At 68.6% G+C, this 18,718-nt stretch carries 12 protein-coding genes and 1 pseudogene; 7 read left to right on the top strand and 6 right to left on the bottom strand.

Features of this window, described 5'->3' with window-relative positions; all coding sequences use genetic code 11:
• The first annotated feature begins 256 nt into the window (after positions 1 to 256).
• Positions 257 to 3,688, top strand: a complete 3,432-nt coding sequence (locus AC5RUP_RS10925; protein ID WP_494158545.1) for a pyruvate carboxylase — start codon at positions 257 to 259, stop codon at positions 3,686 to 3,688.
• A gap of 74 nt (positions 3,689 to 3,762) precedes the next feature.
• On the opposite strand, the gene AC5RUP_RS10920 is transcribed toward AC5RUP_RS10925, so the two are convergent.
• On the bottom strand, positions 3,763 to 5,571 hold the full coding sequence (locus AC5RUP_RS10920) for an AMP-dependent synthetase/ligase (protein ID WP_494154767.1): 1,809 nt from the start codon (positions 5,569 to 5,571) through the stop codon (positions 3,763 to 3,765).
• A gap of 175 nt (positions 5,572 to 5,746) precedes the next feature.
• On the opposite strand from AC5RUP_RS10920, the gene AC5RUP_RS10915 reads away from it, so the two are divergent.
• Positions 5,747 to 6,706 carry an ROK family glucokinase gene (locus tag AC5RUP_RS10915; protein WP_494158544.1) on the top strand — a complete coding sequence of 320 codons (960 nt, stop codon included), beginning with the start codon at positions 5,747 to 5,749 and terminating at the stop codon, positions 6,704 to 6,706.
• A gap of 15 nt (positions 6,707 to 6,721) precedes the next feature.
• Here the strand turns inward: AC5RUP_RS10915 and AC5RUP_RS10910 are convergent, their stop codons facing one another.
• Positions 6,722 to 7,192: a hypothetical protein gene (locus AC5RUP_RS10910; protein WP_494155025.1), complete on the bottom strand. Its 471-nt coding sequence runs from the start codon at positions 7,190 to 7,192 to the stop codon at positions 6,722 to 6,724.
• A complete protein-coding gene (locus AC5RUP_RS10905; RefSeq protein WP_494131311.1) occupies positions 7,179 to 7,967 on the bottom strand; it encodes an alpha/beta hydrolase in 789 nt (262 codons plus the stop codon). The genes AC5RUP_RS10910 and AC5RUP_RS10905 overlap by 14 nt, the downstream gene beginning before the upstream one ends.
• A gap of 157 nt (positions 7,968 to 8,124) precedes the next feature.
• Here AC5RUP_RS10905 and AC5RUP_RS10900 point away from each other — a divergent pair.
• Positions 8,125 to 8,811, top strand: a pseudogene (locus AC5RUP_RS10900) (lysophospholipid acyltransferase family protein); the annotation flags it as partial.
• A gap of 482 nt (positions 8,812 to 9,293) precedes the next feature.
• Positions 9,294 to 10,679 carry a class II 3-deoxy-7-phosphoheptulonate synthase gene (locus tag AC5RUP_RS10895; RefSeq protein WP_494154480.1) on the top strand — a complete coding sequence of 462 codons (1,386 nt, stop codon included), beginning with the start codon at positions 9,294 to 9,296 and terminating at the stop codon, positions 10,677 to 10,679.
• Positions 10,680 to 10,836: 157 nt separating this feature from the next.
• On the opposite strand, the gene pknB is transcribed toward AC5RUP_RS10895, so the two are convergent.
• Positions 10,837 to 12,819, bottom strand: a complete 1,983-nt coding sequence (gene pknB / locus AC5RUP_RS10890; RefSeq protein WP_494154481.1) for a Stk1 family PASTA domain-containing Ser/Thr kinase — start codon at positions 12,817 to 12,819, stop codon at positions 10,837 to 10,839.
• An 81-nt stretch (positions 12,820 to 12,900) separates the two neighbouring features.
• The gene (locus AC5RUP_RS10885; RefSeq protein WP_494158550.1) at positions 12,901 to 14,154 is read right to left on the bottom strand and encodes a LysM peptidoglycan-binding domain-containing protein; all 1,254 of its coding nucleotides are present in this window, start codon (positions 14,152 to 14,154) and stop codon (positions 12,901 to 12,903) included.
• 733 nt (positions 14,155 to 14,887) lie between these two features.
• Here AC5RUP_RS10885 and AC5RUP_RS10880 point away from each other — a divergent pair.
• Positions 14,888 to 15,241 carry an Rv2175c family DNA-binding protein gene (locus AC5RUP_RS10880; protein WP_494158543.1) on the top strand — a complete coding sequence of 118 codons (354 nt, stop codon included), beginning with the start codon at positions 14,888 to 14,890 and terminating at the stop codon, positions 15,239 to 15,241.
• A 57-nt stretch (positions 15,242 to 15,298) separates the two neighbouring features.
• Here the strand turns inward: AC5RUP_RS10880 and AC5RUP_RS10875 are convergent, their stop codons facing one another.
• Positions 15,299 to 16,399, bottom strand: coding sequence for a polyprenyl synthetase family protein (locus AC5RUP_RS10875; RefSeq protein ID WP_494158542.1), 1,101 nt, complete (start codon positions 16,397 to 16,399; stop codon positions 15,299 to 15,301).
• Between the two features lie 224 nt (positions 16,400 to 16,623).
• On the opposite strand from AC5RUP_RS10875, the gene dinB reads away from it, so the two are divergent.
• Together dinB and AC5RUP_RS10865 are read left to right on the top strand one after the other, a co-directional pair.
• The gene (dinB, locus tag AC5RUP_RS10870; RefSeq protein WP_494154262.1) at positions 16,624 to 17,823 is read left to right on the top strand and encodes a DNA polymerase IV; all 1,200 of its coding nucleotides are present in this window, start codon (positions 16,624 to 16,626) and stop codon (positions 17,821 to 17,823) included.
• 172 nt (positions 17,824 to 17,995) lie between these two features.
• On the top strand, positions 17,996 to 18,370 hold the full coding sequence (locus AC5RUP_RS10865) for an SCO2097 family morphological protein (RefSeq protein WP_494154260.1): 375 nt from the start codon (positions 17,996 to 17,998) through the stop codon (positions 18,368 to 18,370).
• Positions 18,371 to 18,718: the final 348 nt, after the last annotated feature.

The following is an 18,718-nucleotide window of genomic DNA, read 5'->3' as shown; positions in this document are numbered from 1 at the left end:
ATAAGTCTTCACGGCACCCTATTCATCATAAGTGGAGCGCCGCAGCACACCGTGCCACCCGCGCCGCCGGGGCGTTTCGCCGCTTGCGCCGTAACATGCGGCCCGCAAGAACCGCCACGGCGCGTGATCTGTGCAACACTGGCTTGCCAGCCCGGCTCGCCGTCCGTGAGACTTGGCTCACTGAGTCCGCCGGCACCGGCGCCGGACGGTCGTGTTTCGCATGCAAGTCCGGACCCGGCAACGATGCAGGAGTGAAATGTTCGAAAAGATCCTGGTAGCCAACCGTGGCGAAATCGCCATCAGGGCGTTCCGCGCGGCCTACGAACTGGGCGCCAAAACGGTGGCTGTCTTCCCGTATGAAGACCGCAACTCGATCCACCGGCAGAAGGCCGACGAAGCGTATCTGATCGGCGAGCAGGGGCATCCGGTCCGGGCTTACCTCGACGTCAACGAAATCATCCGGGTCGCCAAGGAGTCGGGCGCGGACGCCATCTATCCCGGTTACGGATTCCTGTCCGAAAATCCCGACCTGGCCCGCGCTGCCGCCGGTGCCGGTATCGCCTTCGTCGGCCCCAAGGCCGATGTGCTGCAGCTCGCGGGACACAAGGTCCATGCCCTGCAGGCAGCCCGCCGGGCCGGGATTCCGGTGCTGAAGTCCACCGAACCCAGTGCCGATCCGGAGAAGTTGCTGGCCGAAGCCGAGGAGATCGGCTTCCCGATCTTCGTCAAGGCGGTTGCCGGCGGCGGCGGCCGCGGCATGCGCCGGGTCGACAGCCGCAAGGATCTCCCGGACGCCCTCGCGGCCGCCATGCGGGAAGCCGATACGGCCTTCGGCGATCCCACCGTTTTCCTTGAGCAGGCCGTGTTGCGGCCGCGCCACATCGAAGTGCAGATCCTGGCCGACGGGCAGGGCAACGTCATGCACCTCTTCGAACGCGACTGCTCGCTCCAGCGCCGGCACCAGAAGGTCATCGAAATCGCCCCCGCACCCAACCTGGACGAGGGCATCCGGCAGGCACTGTACCGGGACGCGGTCACGTTCGCGCAGGCGCTCGGATACACCAATGCCGGCACGGTCGAGTTCCTGGTGGACACGGTCGGTGAACGGGCCGGGCAGCATGTCTTCATTGAGATGAACCCGCGCATCCAGGTGGAGCATACGGTGACCGAGGAGATCACCGACGTCGACCTGGTGCAGTCCCAGCTGCGCATTGCCGCGGGCGAGACCCTGGCCGACCTGGGATTGTCCCAGCAGGCCGTGTCCGTCAACGGCACGGCCATGCAGTCCCGTATTACCACCGAGGACCCGGCCAATGGCTTCCGTCCCGACGTCGGCAAGGTCACCGCTTACCGGTCGGCCGGCGGCGCCGGTGTCCGACTGGACGGCGGAACCATCTACACCGGGGCCGAAATCAGCCCGCACTTTGACTCGATGCTGGTCAAGCTCACCTGCCGCGGCCGCGACTTCGCGACGGCGGCCGCCCGCGCCAGGCGTGCCCTGGCCGAGTTCCGCATCCGCGGCGTCTCCACGAACATCGCGTTCCTGCAGGCGGTGCTGGAGGACCCGGACTTCCTGGCCGGCAACGTCGCCACCTCGTTCATCGACGAGCGGCCGGAACTGCTCCAGGCCCGGGTCTCGGCCGACCGCGGCACCAAGCTGCTGACCTGGCTGGCGGACGTCACCGTCAACAAACCGCACGGTGAGCTGCCGGTGTCCACGGCACCGGTGGAGAAGCTGCCCGAACCCGCCAGGCAGGCGCTGGAGGCCACCGGTGCCCTGACGGCCGTTCCGGCGTCCGGCTCCCGGCAGCGGCTGCAGCAACTGGGCCCGGAGAAGTTCGCGGCCGCGCTGCGGGCCCAGACAGCCGTGGCGGTCACGGACACGACCTTCCGTGACGCCCACCAGTCGCTGCTGGCTACCCGGGTACGCACCAAGGACCTGCTCAACGCCGCCCCCGCCGTCTCGGCCCTCACCCCGCAGCTGCTCTCGGTCGAGGCGTGGGGCGGCGCAACCTACGATGTCGCGCTGCGGTTCCTAGGCGAGGACCCGTGGGAGCGGCTGGCGGCGCTGCGCCAGGCGATGCCGAACATCTGCCTGCAGATGCTGCTGCGCGGGCGGAACACCGTCGGCTATACCCCGTACCCGGAGGAAGTCACCACGGCGTTCGTCCGGGAAGCTGCCGCCACGGGCATCGACATCTTCAGGATCTTCGATGCGCTCAACGACGTCTCCCAGATGGAGCCGGCGATCCGGGCCGTGCGGGAGACGGGAACCGCCGTGGCAGAGGTCGCGCTCTGCTACACCGGGGACCTGTTGGATCCGGCGGAGGACCTGTACACGCTGGACTACTACCTGGAGCTGGCCGGGCGGATCGTCGACGCCGGCGCGCACATCCTGGCGATCAAGGACATGGCCGGCCTGTTGCGTCCGGCGGCCGCGGCGAAGCTGGTCGCGGCGCTGCGCGAGCGGTTCGATCTGCCGGTGCACGTGCACACCCACGACACGGCCGGGGGCCAGCTGGCGACGCTGCTGGCCGCCGTCGATGCCGGTGCAGATGCGGTGGACGTCGCCAGCGCGGCGATGGCCGGCACCACCAGCCAGCCGCCCATGTCGGCGCTCGTCGCGGCGCTGGCGCACACCGAACGCGACACCGGCCTGGACCTGGCCGCCGTCGGCTCGCTGGAGCCCTACTGGGAAGCGGTCCGCCGCGTCTATGCCCCGTTCGAGTCGGGGTTGCCGGGGCCGACCGGCCGCGTGTACGCGCACGAGATTCCGGGCGGCCAGCTCTCCAACCTGAGGCAGCAGGCCATCGCGCTGGGACTCGGGGAGCGGTTCGAGGCGATCGAGGACATGTACACCGCCGCGGACAAGATTTTGGGCCGACTGGTGAAGGTGACCCCGTCGTCCAAGGTGGTGGGCGACCTGGCCCTCCAGCTGGTCGGTGCAAACGTCGATCCGGAGGAGTTCGCGTCCGATCCGGGGAAGTACGATATCCCCGATTCCGTCATTGGGTTCCTCTCCGGCGAGCTGGGCGATCCTCCCGGCGGCTGGCCGGAGCCGTTCCGCACCAAGGCCCTGGCGGGCCGCAACATCAAGCGGCGCGACGAGAAGCTGACGGCCGAGGACTCGGCGGCGCTGGCCGCGGATCCGGCGACCCGGCGCGCGGCCCTGAACCGGCTGCTGTTTGCCGGCCCGGCCAAGGAGTTCGAGAAGATCCGGGACATGTACGGCGACGTGTCCGTGCTGGACACGCTGGACTACCTGTACGGGCTGCAGCCGGGAACCGAACACGTGATCGAGCTCGAGAAGGGCGTCCGCCTGATCGCGATGCTGGGGGCCATCTCCGAGCCGGATGAGAAGGGCATGCGCACCGTGCACTGCACGCTGAACGGCCAGCAGCGCAATGTGATGGTGCGCGACGCCAGCGTGGAATCCGAAGTCAAGGTCGCCGAGAAGGCCGATCCCGCCCAGCCGGGGCACGTGGCGGCCCCGTTCGCCGGCGCCGTCACCGTCATCGCGAAGGTCGGCGACACCATCAAGGCGGGGGACACGGTGGCCACCATCGAGGCCATGAAGATGGAAGCCGGCATCACCGCTCCCGCCGGCGGCACCGTCACGCGGCTGGCGGTCTCCGCCGTCGAACAGGTCCAGGGCGGGGACCTGCTCCTGGTCATCGACCCGGCGTAGGCCCGAGCCAACCTTCGGGAGGAGACAGGCAGGGCCGCGGCTGTGAAGCCGCGGCCCTGCCTGTTCCGTCGAGGCTACTGGCGCACGCCGGCGTAAATCTGCTCCACGTAGTCGTCGAAATCGGCCAGCACCTGCGCCCGCTTGATCTTCAGCGACGGGGTCAGGTGCCCCGATGCTTCGGTGAAGTCGGACGGGATGATCCGGAAGGACTTGATCCCTTCCGCCTGGGAGACGGTCTGGTTGGCCCGGTCGATGAGCGCCTGGATCGCCTCTTTCACCACTTCGTGGTCGGCTGCCTGGTCCATGGTGGTGTCGGCCGGCAGGTTGTGGCGGTCCAGCCAGCCGGGCAGGGCCTCCTCGTCCAACGTGATGAGCGCGGAGATAAACGGCCGGTTGTCGCCGATCACCACGCATTGGGAAACCAGCGCATCGGCGCGGATCTGGTCCTCAAGCTGGGCCGGGACAACGTTTTTGCCACTGGCCGTGACGATGATTTCCTTCTTCCGGCCGGTGACGCGCAGGAAACCGTCCGCGTCCAGTTCGCCGATGTCGCCGGTGCGGAACCAGCCGTCTTCGAAGGCCTCGGAGGAGAGGTCGGGACGGTTGAAGTAGCCGCGAAGCACACAGACGCCCTTGGTGAGGATCTCGCCGTCGTCGGCGATCTTGACGGCGTTTCCGGGCAGCGGAGCCCCGACCGAGCCGATCTTGACCAGTTTGGGGGTGTTAACCGACACCGGGGCCGTTGTTTCGGTCAGGCCGTAGCCTTCCAGCACCAAAAGGCCGATGCCGTGGAAGAAGTGCCCCAGCCGTTCGCCCAGCGGGCCGCCGCCGGAGACCGCGTGCTCGACCCGGCCGCCCATCGCTTCGCGGATCTTGTGGTACACCAGCTTGTCGAAGAGCTTGTGTTTGAGCTTGAGCATCAGCGGCACCTTGCCGGCCTCGTCCGCCCGGGACCAGGCGACGGCCGTGTCCGCGGCGGCGTGGAAGATCTTGCCCTTGCCGGCATCCTCGGCCTTGAGCATGGAGTTGTTGTAGACCTTCTCGAACACCCGCGGGACAGCCAGGATGAACGTCGGGCGGTAGCTTTGCAGATCCGGCAGCAGGTTCTTGATGTCCGGCGTATGCGCCACGGTGGCACCCGCGGCGACGCACAGGACGGAGACAAACCGCGCGAAGACGTGGGCCAGCGGCAGGAACATAATGGTCTGCGCGCCCTCGTGGGCCACTTCCGGCAGCGCCGCCGCGGCGTTCTTGGACAGCTCCACGAAATTTCCGTGGGTCAGTTCACAGCCCTTGGGCCGGCCGGTGGTGCCGGAGGTGTAGATGATCGTGGCGAGGTCGTCCAGGCCTGCGGCCGTACGGCGTTCCTCCACGGTGGCGTCGGGCACCTCCCGGCCGGCGGCGCGGAGCGCGTCGAGTGACTCCTCGCCCAGCTGCCACACGTGTTTCAGGTCTTCCAAGCCTTCGTTAAGGGCGGCCTGGCGCACCTTCGCTTCATGCGAGGCGCTTTCCACGAAGACCCCCACGGCACCGGAATCGCCGAGGATCCAGGCGATCTGGCTGGGGGAGGAGGTCTCGTAAATCGGCACCGACACGGCGCCGGCGAACCAGATGGCGAAGTCCACCAGGGACCATTCGTAGCGGGTGCGGGCCATGATGCCCACCCGGTCGCCCGGCTGCACGCCGCTGGAGACCAGCCCCTTGGCCAACCGGGTCACGTCCGCGAGGAACTCGGTGGCACGGATGTCCTGCCACGTCCCGGACGAGTCCTTGCGGGAAAACAGGGCCGGATTCGATGCCTTCTGCGCCTGTTCAACCACCAGGCCGGCGATATTGGCCTCCCGCGGAACGTCAACCAGGACGGGCACGCTGTATTCGCGCACGATAGCTCCTCACTTCCTCAGCTGTGGCCAGCTCTATATAGCCTCCCTGACGGAGGGTGCTTTTAGCCTATAACCTAAATCACAACGGATACCGGCAGGTAACCTACGAAACGGTAACGGTCGGGCCCTCCCTGGCCCGGCAGGCCCGCCGGGAGCGGCTGCCTAAGATGGTGGGGTGGAGAACAGCGCCCTGGCGGTGGGCATAGACATCGGCGGCACCAAGGTGGCGGCCGGGGCCGTCGACCGGACCGGGCGCGTGGTGGCGGAGCTGGTCCGCCCCACGCCGGGAAACAATCCGCGGCACGTGGAACACCTCATCTCGGCGATGGTGCGGGAGTTGGCGGCCGAGCACGACATTGCCGCAGTGGGAGTCGGAGCGGCGGGGTGGATGGACCTTGCCGGCGGGACGGTCCTGTTCAGCCCGCACCTGGCATGGCGGAATGAACCGCTGCGGGACAACCTCGAGCGGCTGCTGGGCCGACCCGTCACCGTGGCCAACGACGCCGATGCCGCCGCCTGGGGAGAGTTCCGCTTTGGCGCCGGAACGGGAGAGCGGCGCCTGGTCTGCATCACCTTGGGCACCGGTATCGGCGGAGCCATCGTGATGGATGGCCGGCTGGAGCGGGGCCGGTGGGGTGTCGCCGGGGAATTCGGACACCAGGTCATCCTGCCCGGCGGGCACCGCTGCGCGTGTGGAAACCGCGGCTGCTGGGAGCAATACGCCTCGGGCAATGCCCTGGGCCGGGAGGCCCGGGAGCTGGCCGCAGCGAACTCGCCGGTGGCGCAGCGCTGGCTGCAGGCCGTGGGCGGCGCAGTGGAAGACATCACCGGCGCCGTGGTGACGGACCAGGCGAAACGGGCCGACCCTGCCAGCGTCCGGCTGCTGGAAGAGGCCGGCGAGTGGCTGGGGCTGGGGCTGGCCAACCTTGCCGCGGCGCTGGATCCCGGACTTTTCGTGATCGGCGGCGGGCTCTGCGAGGCCGGCGACCTGCTGTTGGAGCCGGCCCGCCATGCGCTGCAGCGCAACCTCACGGGCCGCGGATTCCGGCCGGTGGCCGACGTGCGGGCGGCAGGCCTGGGACCGAAGGCGGGAATGATCGGCGCCGCGGACCTCGCGCGCGGCGCCTCCGTCTGATTCCACGGCCACGCTTTAGACGCGCGCCCCGTCGTCGTGCCCGTCGCGTTCCGTCGGCAGGCGGAAGAGCAGGTAGGCGGCAGAGGCCACGAAGAGGGCCACCAGCGCCAACACCGCGGTGAAGGGTGCCCCGGGCCAGAACATGGCGGTCAACAGCAGGCCCAGCGGGGCCCCCACGGCGCCGATCCACGCCAGCACCAGCAGCGGCTCGCCGGCGCCCAGCGGGGCGGGTTCCGGCGGTACGTAGCCCTCGTCGTCGTCCGGTTCCGCGACCGTGTAATCCCGCGGCCCCGGCAGCGCGTCATCCGCCGGGACCTCCGGCAGGCGGTTCTCGAAGATCTCGCGCAGGCGCTGGGGATCGGCGCCGTTGCCGGCAGCGGGCCGCTCCGGGGGCAAGCCGTCCGCGTTCCCGGAGTACGTCTCTTCCAGCCGGGCGACCAGATCCTGCCAGGCGGCGTCGTCGCGCTCCTGGTCATGCCCTGGCATGCGTGGCTCCCGTCTGCCCCGGAGACGCGGCCGCAGTGGCCTGGATGAATTCGGCCGACCGGCGGTAGATCAGCTCGGCGTCGTGGTCCATGGTGGCCACGTGATAGCTGTCCGCCAGCGGCACCACCTCCAGCCGGTCCGTGCCGATCCGGCGCCGCAGCACATGCATGGAAGATTCCGGGACCGTGTGGTCCACCGCGGAGCGGAAGACGAGTGTGGGAGCAGTGACGCTGGGCAGGTCGGCCACGACCGTCTTGAAAAGCTGGCCCAGCTGGTGCGCCGCAGCCACCGGGGTGCGTCCGTAGGCGCCCTCGTCGATGCCCGGCTTGTTGATGTCGTTGCCAATGGCCGGCACCGACCGCAGGACATACTTCAACAGGCCCGTCAGCGGCGCGCGCCGGTCCGCGATGGTCAGACCCGGGTTGACCAGCAGCACGCCGGAGACCGGACGGTGCGCGGCCAGCCGCAACGCCAACGCTCCGCCCATGGACAGCCCGGCCACGAAGACGTGGCTGCGCTCGCGGGCGAGCTCCGCATAGGCCTGCTCGGCCGCCCCGTACCAGCTTTGCCAGCGGAAGGTGGCCAGATCCTGCCACGTGGTGCCGTGCCCGGGCAGCAACGGCAACCGCACCGCGAAGCCGGCATCGGCCAGGCTTTCCGCCCACCCCCGCATACTGCGCGGTGAGCCGGTGAAACCATGCAGCAGCACGACGCCGACGCGGGAATTCGGGCCGTGCCCGGGGCTGGAGAAGACGCCGTCGGCAACAGAAGTCATGGCACTATCGTGTCATTATGGGAGCCGTTCGGCCATCGATGGCCGGCCGGTTCCTGTTCCGGCGCCCGCATCCTGCGCAGCCACGCAGCGCAAAGCTGGAGTAGAGTCTCAAGCGGTATTGGTAAGCGGCCAACGGCGGCGGAACGGAAAGGCACACGTGTTCTACTGGTTCATGAAGACCATCGTCGTAGGACCGGTGGTCCGGCTGCTCTTCCGGCCATGGGTTAAGGGGCTGGACAACATTCCGGACAGCGGCCCCGCGGTCCTCGCCAGCAACCACCTTTCCTTCTCCGATTCGATTTTCCTGCCCCTCGCGGTGCCCCGGCCCGTGGTGTTCCTGGCCAAGAGCGAGTACTTCACCGGCAGAGGCGTCAAGGGCAAGCTCACCGCGGCTTTCTTCAGGATGACCAACCAGCTTCCCATGGACCGATCCGGCGGAGCGGCCTCGGCCACGTCCCTGCTGGCGGGACGGGACGCGCTGCAGGACGGCGGCCTGCTGGGCATCTACCCGGAGGGCACCCGGTCCCCGGATGGGAAGCTGTACCGCGGCAAGACCGGCGTGGCCAAGCTGGTGCTGCACACCGGGGTTCCGGTGATCCCGGTGGCGATGATCGGCACGGACAAGGTGCAGCCCATCGGTCGGCGCATTCCCAACATCCGCCGGGTGGGCATCATCATCGGCAAGCCGTTGGATTTTTCCCGATACAAGGGGCTGGAAGACGACCGGTTCATCCAGCGTTCGGTCACCGACGAGATCATGTACGAGATCATGCGGCTCTCCGGCCAGGAATACGTCGATTCGTACGCCAGCACGGTCAAGGCCCGGCTGACCGCACGCAAACCGGCCAAGGCCGAAAACCAGCGCCACGCCGCCGTCGGCCTGCCGCCGGAGCAGCCGGAACCTCCGAAGGCCAAAGCGCCCGGGGCCATCACGGTTATCGGCGGGCCGGACTCCGCCCTGGCGCCTGAGCCCGCCGTAGCATCGGGACGGGAGCCCGCCGTCGCATCGGGACGGGAGCCCGCCGCCGCCGGACCGGGGCAGGAACAGCCCGGGGCGGACGAGCGGGCTGCCGGCCACGCCGCAGCCGCCACCCCCTCCGGCGCCCTGCCCGAGGGCGCGTCCGACAGCGTTGCCGGGCACACCGGTGGAGCGGGCGCGGCCGCGGCGGAAGGACCGGAGGCCGCCGGCCTCTCAGACGCCGGGGGAGCAGTCCCGGGATCCGGCCGGAAGCGCCGGCGCTGACGCCCGTCGGAATGTGACGCCCGTGTGGCGGCCCATGACCCCTGCACGTGAAGCCAGAGAAGCCGCAGGTCTACGATTGAAGGGTGACCGATACAACCTTCATTTCTTCCGTTCCCGACCAGCTGCCGACGGCAGCAGACTATCCCGGTCTGGATGACTGGCGAGAGCTGCCGGTGGTGCAGCAGCCCACCTGGCACGATCCCTCGGTCTACGCGTCCTCCGTTGCCGAGCTGAACTCCCTGCCGCCGCTGGTCTTTGCCGGGGAAGTCGACGTCCTGCGGGAGCGTCTGGCCCTGGCCGCCGACGGTAAGGCGTTCCTGCTCCAGGGCGGGGATTGCGCCGAAACCTTCGGCGCAGCCACCGCCGACAAGATCAGTGCCCGCGTCAAGACCATCCTGCAGATGGCCGTGGTGCTCACCTACGGCGCGTCGCTGCCCGTGATCAAGATGGGCCGGATGGCCGGACAGTTCGCGAAGCCCCGCTCGTCCAACGACGAAACCCGGGACGGCGTGACCCTGCCGGCGTACCGCGGCGACATGGTCAACGGCTTTGATTTCACCCCCGAGTCCCGGGCCCACGACGCCAGCCGGATGGTGCAGGCGTACCACACGTCAGCTTCCACCCTGAACCTGATCCGGGCCTTCACCCAGGGCGGTTTCGCCGACCTGCGCCTGGTGCACCACTGGAACAAGGGCTTCACGGCCAATCCGGCACATTCACGCTACGAGTCACTGGCACGCGAAATCGACCGCGCCGTGAAGTTCATGGATGCCTGCGGCGCGGACTTCGACGCCCTCAAGCGGGTCGAGTTCTTCGCCAGCCATGAGGCGCTGGTGCTGGACTACGAGCGCGCGCTGACCCGCATCGATTCGCGGACGGGCCTGCCCTACAACACCTCGGGGCATTTCCTCTGGATCGGTGAACGGACCCGCCAGCTGGACGGCGCCCACGTGGACTTCCTGTCCCGGGTGCGAAACCCCATCGGCGTCAAGCTGGGCCCGACCACGTCCGCCGATGACGCCCTGCGGCTGATCGACAAACTGGATCCCGAGCGCGAGCCGGGCAGGCTGACCTTCATCACGCGCATGGGTGCCGGCAACATCCGGGCGAAACTGCCGGAGCTCGTGAAGCGGGTCACCGAGAGCGGCGCCAAGGTGCTCTGGGTGACCGACCCCATGCACGGCAACACGGTTACCTCGCCCAACGGCTACAAGACCCGGAACTTCGACGACGTCATCGAGGAGGTGCGCGGTTTCTTCGACGTGCACGACGAACTGGGCACCTTCCCGGGCGGCCTGCACGTGGAAATGACCGGCGACGACGTGGCGGAGTGCCTGGGCGGCGCCGATCCCATCGATCAGAACGCCTTTTTGGACCGCTACGAGTCCGTCTGCGATCCGCGGCTGAACCACATGCAGTCCCTGGAGATGGCGTTCCTGGTGGCGGGGGCGCTCTCCCGCCAGCGGTAGCCCGCCGCACGCCCGCCGTCCCGCGCTCCTCACGACCGGGACGAGACGGAAGGCCCGGAACCAGATGAACAGGTTCCGGGCCTTCCGGCCGTCAGGGGCGCGGGCGGCGTGAGTTGCAGCCGGCCGGCTCAGGCTCGTGCCCGCGCCCGGGGCGGCGTCACACCACGGTCAGGGTGATGACCGATCCCTCCGGCAGCGACCCGCTGTCCGGGTCCTGCGTCCGCACGGTGCCGAAGAAGCCGCCGAGGAACTCCTTGACCTTCACCTCGAAGCCCAGGTCCTCCAGCGCACGCTTCGCCTCGTCGACCTGCCGGCCCACGGTGTCCGGGACCTCGACCATCCGCGGGCCCTTGGAGAGTGTCAGCGTCACGGTGTCACCGCGGATGACTTGCCCTTCGGCCGGCGTCTGGGCCGCGACCGAGCCGGCCGGGACGTTGCGGTCGAACACGGCCTCCGGGGCCACCTCCACCTTCAGGCCGGCGCCTTCCAAGGCTGCGGCCGCGTCGGACTGCGGCTGGCCCACCACCTGCGGCACGCTGAACGGCTTCGGCCCCTTGGAGACCGTGAGCCCGACGGCGGTGCCCCGCCGCAGCTGTTCGCCCTCACCGGGTTTGTGGCCGAGGACGGTACCCGCCGCTGCTTCTTCGTCGTACTTTTCCTTGACGTCACCGGCGGCAAGCCCTGCCTCTTCCAGCGCGGCGGTGGCCTCCTCCACGCTCATGCCCGTCAACGCGGGCACGCCGAAGAGCTCCGGGCCCTTCGATACCACGAGGGCCACCTGCTCGAAGCGGCGGACTTCGACGGGCGCATCGGGTTCCGTGCCGACGGCTACCCCCGCGGCCAAGTTCTCGTCGAAGACTTCCTCGAGCGTGTACTCCAGCCCCTGTTCCCGGAGCATGCCCTCGGCCTCCGCCACCGGCTTGCCGGCAACGTCGGGCACGGAAACTATGGCGCCGGGCCCCATGCCGAAGAACCACCCTGCGGCTGCGACCAAGGCGGCCAGGATGGCCAGCACGACAATCCAGATGATGCCCCGGCGACGGGGATTTCCGCGGCGCAGGTTCTGTTCGGGACGCCGCGATTGGCGGGCGAGTTCCCGCTGGCGCTTCTTGGAATCGCGCGCGGAGAGCGGGCGCTGCTGCCCGGCCGGTGCCGCCGCGGCGGCATCGCCGGCCCTGAACACCTGGGTGTGGTTTGCGGAGCGGGAAATGACGGTGGTGCGGTGCGGATCGGACGGGATGACCTGGGTGGATGATGTTCCAGCAGGCTCGGCCCGGGGAGGCCGCGCATCCAGCTGGGCGTCACTGAGCGATTTGTGCACGTGCCGCAGTTCACCCAGCAGCGCGGCGGCGTCCACCGGCCGCTGGTCCGGATCGGATCCGGTGCACCACAGCACCAGTTCGTCGAGGTCGGGAGCCAGCCCGGGAACCAGGGTCGACGGCGCGGGGACGGTGGAATTGACGTGCTGGAATGCCACCTGGATCGGCACGTCGCCGGTGAACGGCTGACGCCCGGTCAGCATCTCGAACAGCATGATGCCCACCGAGTAAACGTCGCTGCGTTCATCGGACGCGGTGCCGGTGACCAATTCGGGCGGCAGGTACGCCACCGTCCCGATCAGGGACCCGGTATTGGTGCTGGTGGTCACGGCGCGTGCCAGGCCGAAATCTCCGAGCTTGACCCGGCCGTCGTCGGACATCAGGACGTTCTCCGGCTTGATGTCGCGGTGCACCAGACCGGCGGAGTGCGCGGCGGCCAGCCCCTCGATCACAGGATCAAGGACAGCCAGGGCATGCCGCGGCGACAGCGGAGCGGACTTGTCGAGCAGGTCCCGCAGCGTGTGTCCGGGCACGTATTCCATCGCGAGGTAGGCGACGTTGCCGTCGATGCCCTGGTCGTAGACGCCCACCACGTGGGGGTGAGAGAGCCGGGCCGCGGACTTGGCCTCGCGTTCGAACCGTTCCAGGAAACCGGCGTCTTCCGCCAGGTAGGGATAGAGGACCTTGAGCGCCACATTGCGGTCCAGCCGGGTGTCGGACGCCAGGTAAACGGTGGACATCCCGCCGCGCGCCAGGCGCGAGGCAACCCGGTAGCGCCCGTCGACCAGGGCGCCGACCAGTGAATCAGTTGCCGGTTGCACTCTATGATCCTAAGTCCGATGAGCGAAAGGACCCGAATCAACACTGCGGTTCGGGTCCTTTTGCCACGGTGGCGGTGGCCGCTAGAACTTCTTCATGTGCGATTTCACCGCGGCCACGTAGGCCTTCGTATCCGTGTACATGCCGTACGTCATCACGCCGTACTGGCCCTGGTAGTAGGACGCGATCGCGATGTCCAGGGACGGGCTGGTGCTCACCAGGGAGCGGATGATCGCTACGCCGGCGGTTGCGTTGTCGTACGGATCCAGCAGGTTGAGCTTGCGGCCCACCAGGGTCGAGGCCCACTCGCCCGAGGACGGAATGACCTGCATGGCGCCGATCGCGTTGGCCGGCGACACGGCGTCCTGCTGGAAGCCGGATTCCTGGTAGGCGTGCGCCAGGGCGAGCCGCGGGTCCACGCCCATCTTGGCGGCCGTTTCGGCGATGATGTCCTTCATCTGGGACTGGGTGGGCTGCGGGGTGGAGAGCAGCAGGCGCTTGTTCTCGTTCGCCTTGCCCACCACCGCGGCCGGGTAGGTGTAGTGCAGGAAGGTGCTGGGCACCAGCGGCTGGGCCGATGCGGTGCCCACACTCGACGTCGTGGTCTGCGCACCGCCGGGGACGCTGATCTTCTGGCCCGGGTGGATGATCGAGGTCGACTTCAGGCCGCTGGACTGCAGCAGGCTGGACAGGGTCACGTTGAGCTTGCCGGCGATGCCGGACAGCGTATCGCCGGACTTGACCGTATAGCTGCCCGTGCCGGTGGCTGCGGCGCTGTTGGCCGGTGCCTTGGACGACGCCGACGCGCTGGTGACCGACGAACCGCTCACCTTGATCTTCTGGCCCGGGTAGATGACCGAGGTGACCTTGAGGTTGTTGGCGGAGAGGACGGCGCCCAGGCTCATGCCGTGGCGGGCGGCAATCCCGGAGAGGGTATCGCCCGGCCTGACCGTGTAGCTGCCGGTGCCGGAGGGGGCGACCGCCTTGGTGGAAGGTTTCGCCTGCGCGGCCGGGGCGGAGGCGCTGGAGGCCTTGGCCGCGCCGTTGACTGAGATCTTCTGGCCGGGGTAGATGATCGAGCTGATCTTGAGGTTGTTGGCGGAGAGGAGGGTGCCCAGACTCATGCCGTGCTTGGCGGCGATGCCGGAGAGGGTGTCGCCCGACTTGACCGTGTAGCTGCCGGAAGAGGCGGCGGTTTTGGTGGAAGGTTTCGCCCGGGTGGCGGCCGAGGCGGCCGAGACCTGGGCGGTGCCGCCGGTGACCGAGATCTTCTGGCCCGGGTAGATGATCGAGCTGATCTTGAGGTTGTTGGCCGAGAGCACGGCGCCCAGGCTCATGCCGTGCTTGGCGGCGATGCCGGACAGGGTGTCGCCGGACCTGACGGTGTAGCTGCCGGAACCCGACGAGGACTGCTTCGCCGCGTTGCCGGAGGACTTGGCGGCCGAGCCGCCCAGCTTGATCTTCTGCCCCGGGTGAATGATGGTGCTGGCACTGAGGCCGTTCAGCGACAGTACCTTCTGCGTGGAGAGGCCGTACCGGGCTGCGATGCCGCTGATCGTCTCGCCGGCCCTCACCGTATGGGCGGCGGGAGTATTCTGCGCCCGCAGGGAAGCGGGCAAGTGGGCAGCAACCTGGGAAGCGGGAATGAAAGCGGTCGCCGGAACCGTGACGCCCGGAATCGCCGCCTTGGGCTGCAGCGCCGAGCGCGGCGGCAGCTCGGCTGCCTGGGCCGGAATGGCCAAGGCAGCGGAGGACAGCACGACGGCGGGAATCGCCGCGGTTGCTGCCGCGGACAGTAGTACCCGGCGGGGCTGGCTGCGGTCGTTGCGCGTGATCGGGCGCTGATCGGTCATTGGTGTCCCTCATCCTTGTTCTGCGGCCTGGCGAGCGTCCCCCAACGGGCCGCACAGTGGTACTGGTGTGCCGTTTGTTATCGATGTGAAAGCTGTTACTCAAGTGAATTTACACTATTGACGCATAACACAAAAGCCATCGGCGGAGAATGAAGAATGAAGGCGGCGTGTCGAAAAGGAAATGGCTCCGCGGGGGCCGCCGTGGCACCCTTATACGGTGAGTGAACTTGAAGAACTGATTACCGACTGGCTGCCCCTTCCCGACGTCGCCGTACAACTGGACGTCTCCATTAAGAAGGTGCACGCCCTGCTCGAAGAACGCGCCTTGGTGGAGGCCCGCGTGGGGGAGCGCAGGATCCGTTCGGTGCCGGCGGCGTTCCTGGTCGAAGGGACCGTGCTCGAGAGCCTCAAGGGAACCTTGGCGGTGCTGTCCGACGCCGGCTACGGCGACGAGGAAGCCCTGGTCTGGCTCTTCACCGCCGATGATTCGCTGCCCGGCCGGCCTATCGACGCGCTGCGCGAGGGCCGCAAAACCGAGATCCGCCGCCGCGCCCAGGCGCTCGGCTGGTAGGGGCCCGGTAGCCGGCGGCAGCTGCCCGGCCCGGGGGCCCGGCTCCGGGCACGCGGCTCAGGCGCTGCGGCGCACCGCTGAGTCGGCCAGCATGCCCAGGGCCTGGCGCACGCCGTCCGTCACCGGCAGGGCCGCCAGGGCCGCGTCGGTCGCGGCGGTCCGGTCGGAAATCATCTGCTCGGCGGCAGCCAGGGCGCCGCTGCTGGTGATCAGGTCCCGCAGTTCTTCCACCGCCGCGTCGGAGAGCTCCGGTGAACCCAGCCGGCTCTCCAGCAGGGTGCGTTCGGCCGGCGTGCAGTGGTTGAGCGTGTGCGCAATCAGGACCGTGCGCTTGCCTTCCCGCAGATCGTCCCCGGCCGGCTTGCCGGTGGTGGCCGGATCGCCGAACACGCCCAGCACGTCGTCACGGATTTGGAAGGCCTCGCCCAAGGGCAGCGAGAATGCCTCGTAGGCCTCCAGCAGTCCGGCCGAAGCGCCGGCCAGCGCACCGCCCACGCTCAGGGGATGCACGGTGGAGTACTTGGCCGACTTGTAGCGCAGGATCTGCAGCGCGCGGTCCACGGCGGCTTCGGCCGGGCGGCCCGGTCCGGCAGCTTCCTCCAGCAGGTCCAGATACTGCCCGGCCATGACCTCCGCGCGCATGCGGTTAAAAATCGCGCGGGCCGGCGTTCCTGACGCGGACTCCGCCCCGATGCCGGCAAAGACTTCTTCGCTGAGGGACAGGCAGAGGTCGCCGGCCAGCAGGGCGGCGGCCTGCCCGTAGCGCTCGGCGTCCAGCGCCCAGCCGTTGAGCCGGTGCTGCTGCTCAAACCGGCGGTGCACGCTCGGGCTGCCCCGCCGGGTGTCCGAGCGGTCGATGATGTCGTCGTGGATCAGTGCCGCGGCCTGGAAGAGCTCCAGCGCGACTCCCGCCTGAACGGCCTGGCCGGCGAGCTCAGACCCCCCTGCCCCGCGCCAGCCCCAGTAGGCCAACAACGCCCGGAGGCGCTTGCCGCCCGCGGTGAGGTCGGTGATGGCCTCCACCAGCGGGGCCGCGTCCGGGGCCGCATCCTGCAGCAGGTCCTGCTGTCCGGCCAGGAACTCCCGGAGCAATCCGGCCACGGCCTGCCGGAAGTCTTCCTGCTCCGCGGCGCTCGTTGTGGTCGCTGAGGGTTCCATGCCGTTACCTCCGGTCTGCCCGTGCGGGGAGGGATTCGTCAGGGCGGTACAGCATGCGGCGGAGCTCCTCGCGGTGGTACTGATGTCTGCAGCCAGTCTAGACAATCCCGCCCGGCCGCCGGGCCGCCCGCCCGCAGCTTCGGCGGCACCGCAGGCGGCGGCGAGCCTACGATAGTGCTGTGACCTCCCCGGACCAGCACAACTGCACCATTCTCCACGTGGACATGGACGCCTTTTTCGTGGGTGTGGAGTTGCTGGAGCGGCCGGAGCTCGTCGGGCAGCCGGTCATCGTGGGATCCGCCTCGGGCCGGGCGGTGGTGCTCTCGGCGTCGTACGAGGCCCGCAAATACGGCGTCCGCTCGGCGATGCCGATGGCACGGGCCCGCATGCTGTGCCCGCAGGCGCTCATCATCGAACCCAGCCACGGCAAGTACCAGCAGGCGTCGGCCGAAATCATGGCGATCTTCCGGGAAATCACACCCTACGTGGAACCCCTCAGCGTCGACGAAGCCTTCCTCGACGTGGCCGGTGCCCGCCGGCGGCTGGGCGAGCCGCTGGAGATCGGCGCGCTGATCCGCCGCCGGATCTCGGCCGAGTTGGGGCTGACCGCGACGGTGGGCATCGCCACGACCAAGTTCGTGGCAAAGATAGCCTCCACACACGCCAAGCCGGACGGCCTGCTGCTCATACCCGAGGCCGAGACGGTCGACTTCCTGCATTCCCTGCCGGTGGGCGCCCTCTGGGGAGTCGGCGCCAAGACGCGGGAGGTCCTGGCCCGCCTCGGCATCCGTACCGTTGCCGATGTGGCGCACACGCCGCCCGCGGCGCTGCACCGCGTCCTGGGAGCCACCGGCGACCACGTCCATCGGCTGGCATGGGGGATGGACGACCGGGCGGTCACCCCTGAACGGGTGGAGAAAAGCATCGGTGCCGAAGAAACCTTCGAGAAGGACGTCGACGACGACGAGGTGCTCGAGCGCGAACTCCTGCGGCTGGCCTACCGGACGGCCGCCAGGCTCCGCGCCGGGAACCTGCGCGCCGGAACCATAGCGTTGAAACTCCGATATTCCGACTTCACCACCCTGAACCGGTCACGGAAGCTGCCGGCGCCCTCGAACAGCGCCCAGCAGCTGCAGGCCGCAGCGGCGGCGCTTTTGGCGGCCCTCGGCGAGCGTCCGCAGGCGGTCCGGCTCATCGGGTTGCGGGCGGAGCAGTTGGAGGACGCAGGACGGGGCGGGCAGCAGTTGAGCTTCGACGGCCACGAGGACACCTGGCACAGCGCCGAACAGGCCCTGGACGAGGTGAACCGGAAGTTCGGCGGCGCGGGGATCGTGCCGGCCTCGCTGCTAAAGTCCGGGCCGCGCAAGCCGGCGGAGCGGGGCCCGGAATCCCGCCGCAGGCCGGGCCGGGGCCAGGGTGCGTGAAATCGGGGCGGGTGGGATCACAGGCGGGTCCCCGTGGCTTTCGATTGCAGGCTTTGCGCTCTATTCTTAGTAGCAGAGGTCAATTCGGTTCCGGTTGGTTTCAGGAACTCTTGTCCCGCGGAGTTCGTTGTACGCTATGCACCCTTGGGGGACTGGAACAAAGGAGGCTCAGATGCCACTCTCAGAGCATGAACAGCGGCTGCTGGAACAACTGGAGCAGCAGTTGCATGCTGATGACCCGAAGTTTGCCAGCCACATGGAATCGGCCAGCGGCCGATCGTTGTCGACGCGCCACATCGTCGTGGGCTCGCTCGTCGCGATTGCCGGAATCCTGGTCCTGCTCACCGGCATCCTCAGCCAGATCATCGCCGTAGGAGTCCTGGGATTCGTCATCATGGGTGCCGGCGTCTACTGGGCCACCACGCGCCGTGCCGGGGCAGGGTCGCCGCGGTCGGCCGGCAACAGGCAGACTTCCTCATCGAAGGGTGGCTTCATGGCCAGCCTTGAGGAGCGGTGGGACGAGCGGCATCAAGGCGAAGACCGCTGACATAAGACCCGGCCGCCGGAGCAGCCGCTGAGGCTCCTCCACTTGGCCCCACCCAGCGGCTAGCGGCCGGCAGGCACGAAGGCAAGACCCGTCAAACGTCGGGTCTTTTCGTGTTTAAGGGCCAGTTGAGGCCGGTTTCGGCCCATTTCACGGCGCGACGGCCGCTTTGGCCGGTCTGGACGCGATTCCACAGGCATTTCTGCCGCCGGGGGTTCCCCAAGGTCCTCCACTTTCCCTCCACTCTGCTCCACCCGCCTGCTTCCGCGCCCCCATGCGGAGGGCGCCGAACATTTCCAGCTACAAAAGGGGCCGGAAGTAGTTGACTGTGGCGTGATGTGGAGTAAAGTG

The organism is Arthrobacter sp. Y3223151, from assembly GCF_059091125.1.
Note: the sequence above shows the minus strand (reverse complement) of the source record. Positions and strands in the feature narration are given on the sequence as shown.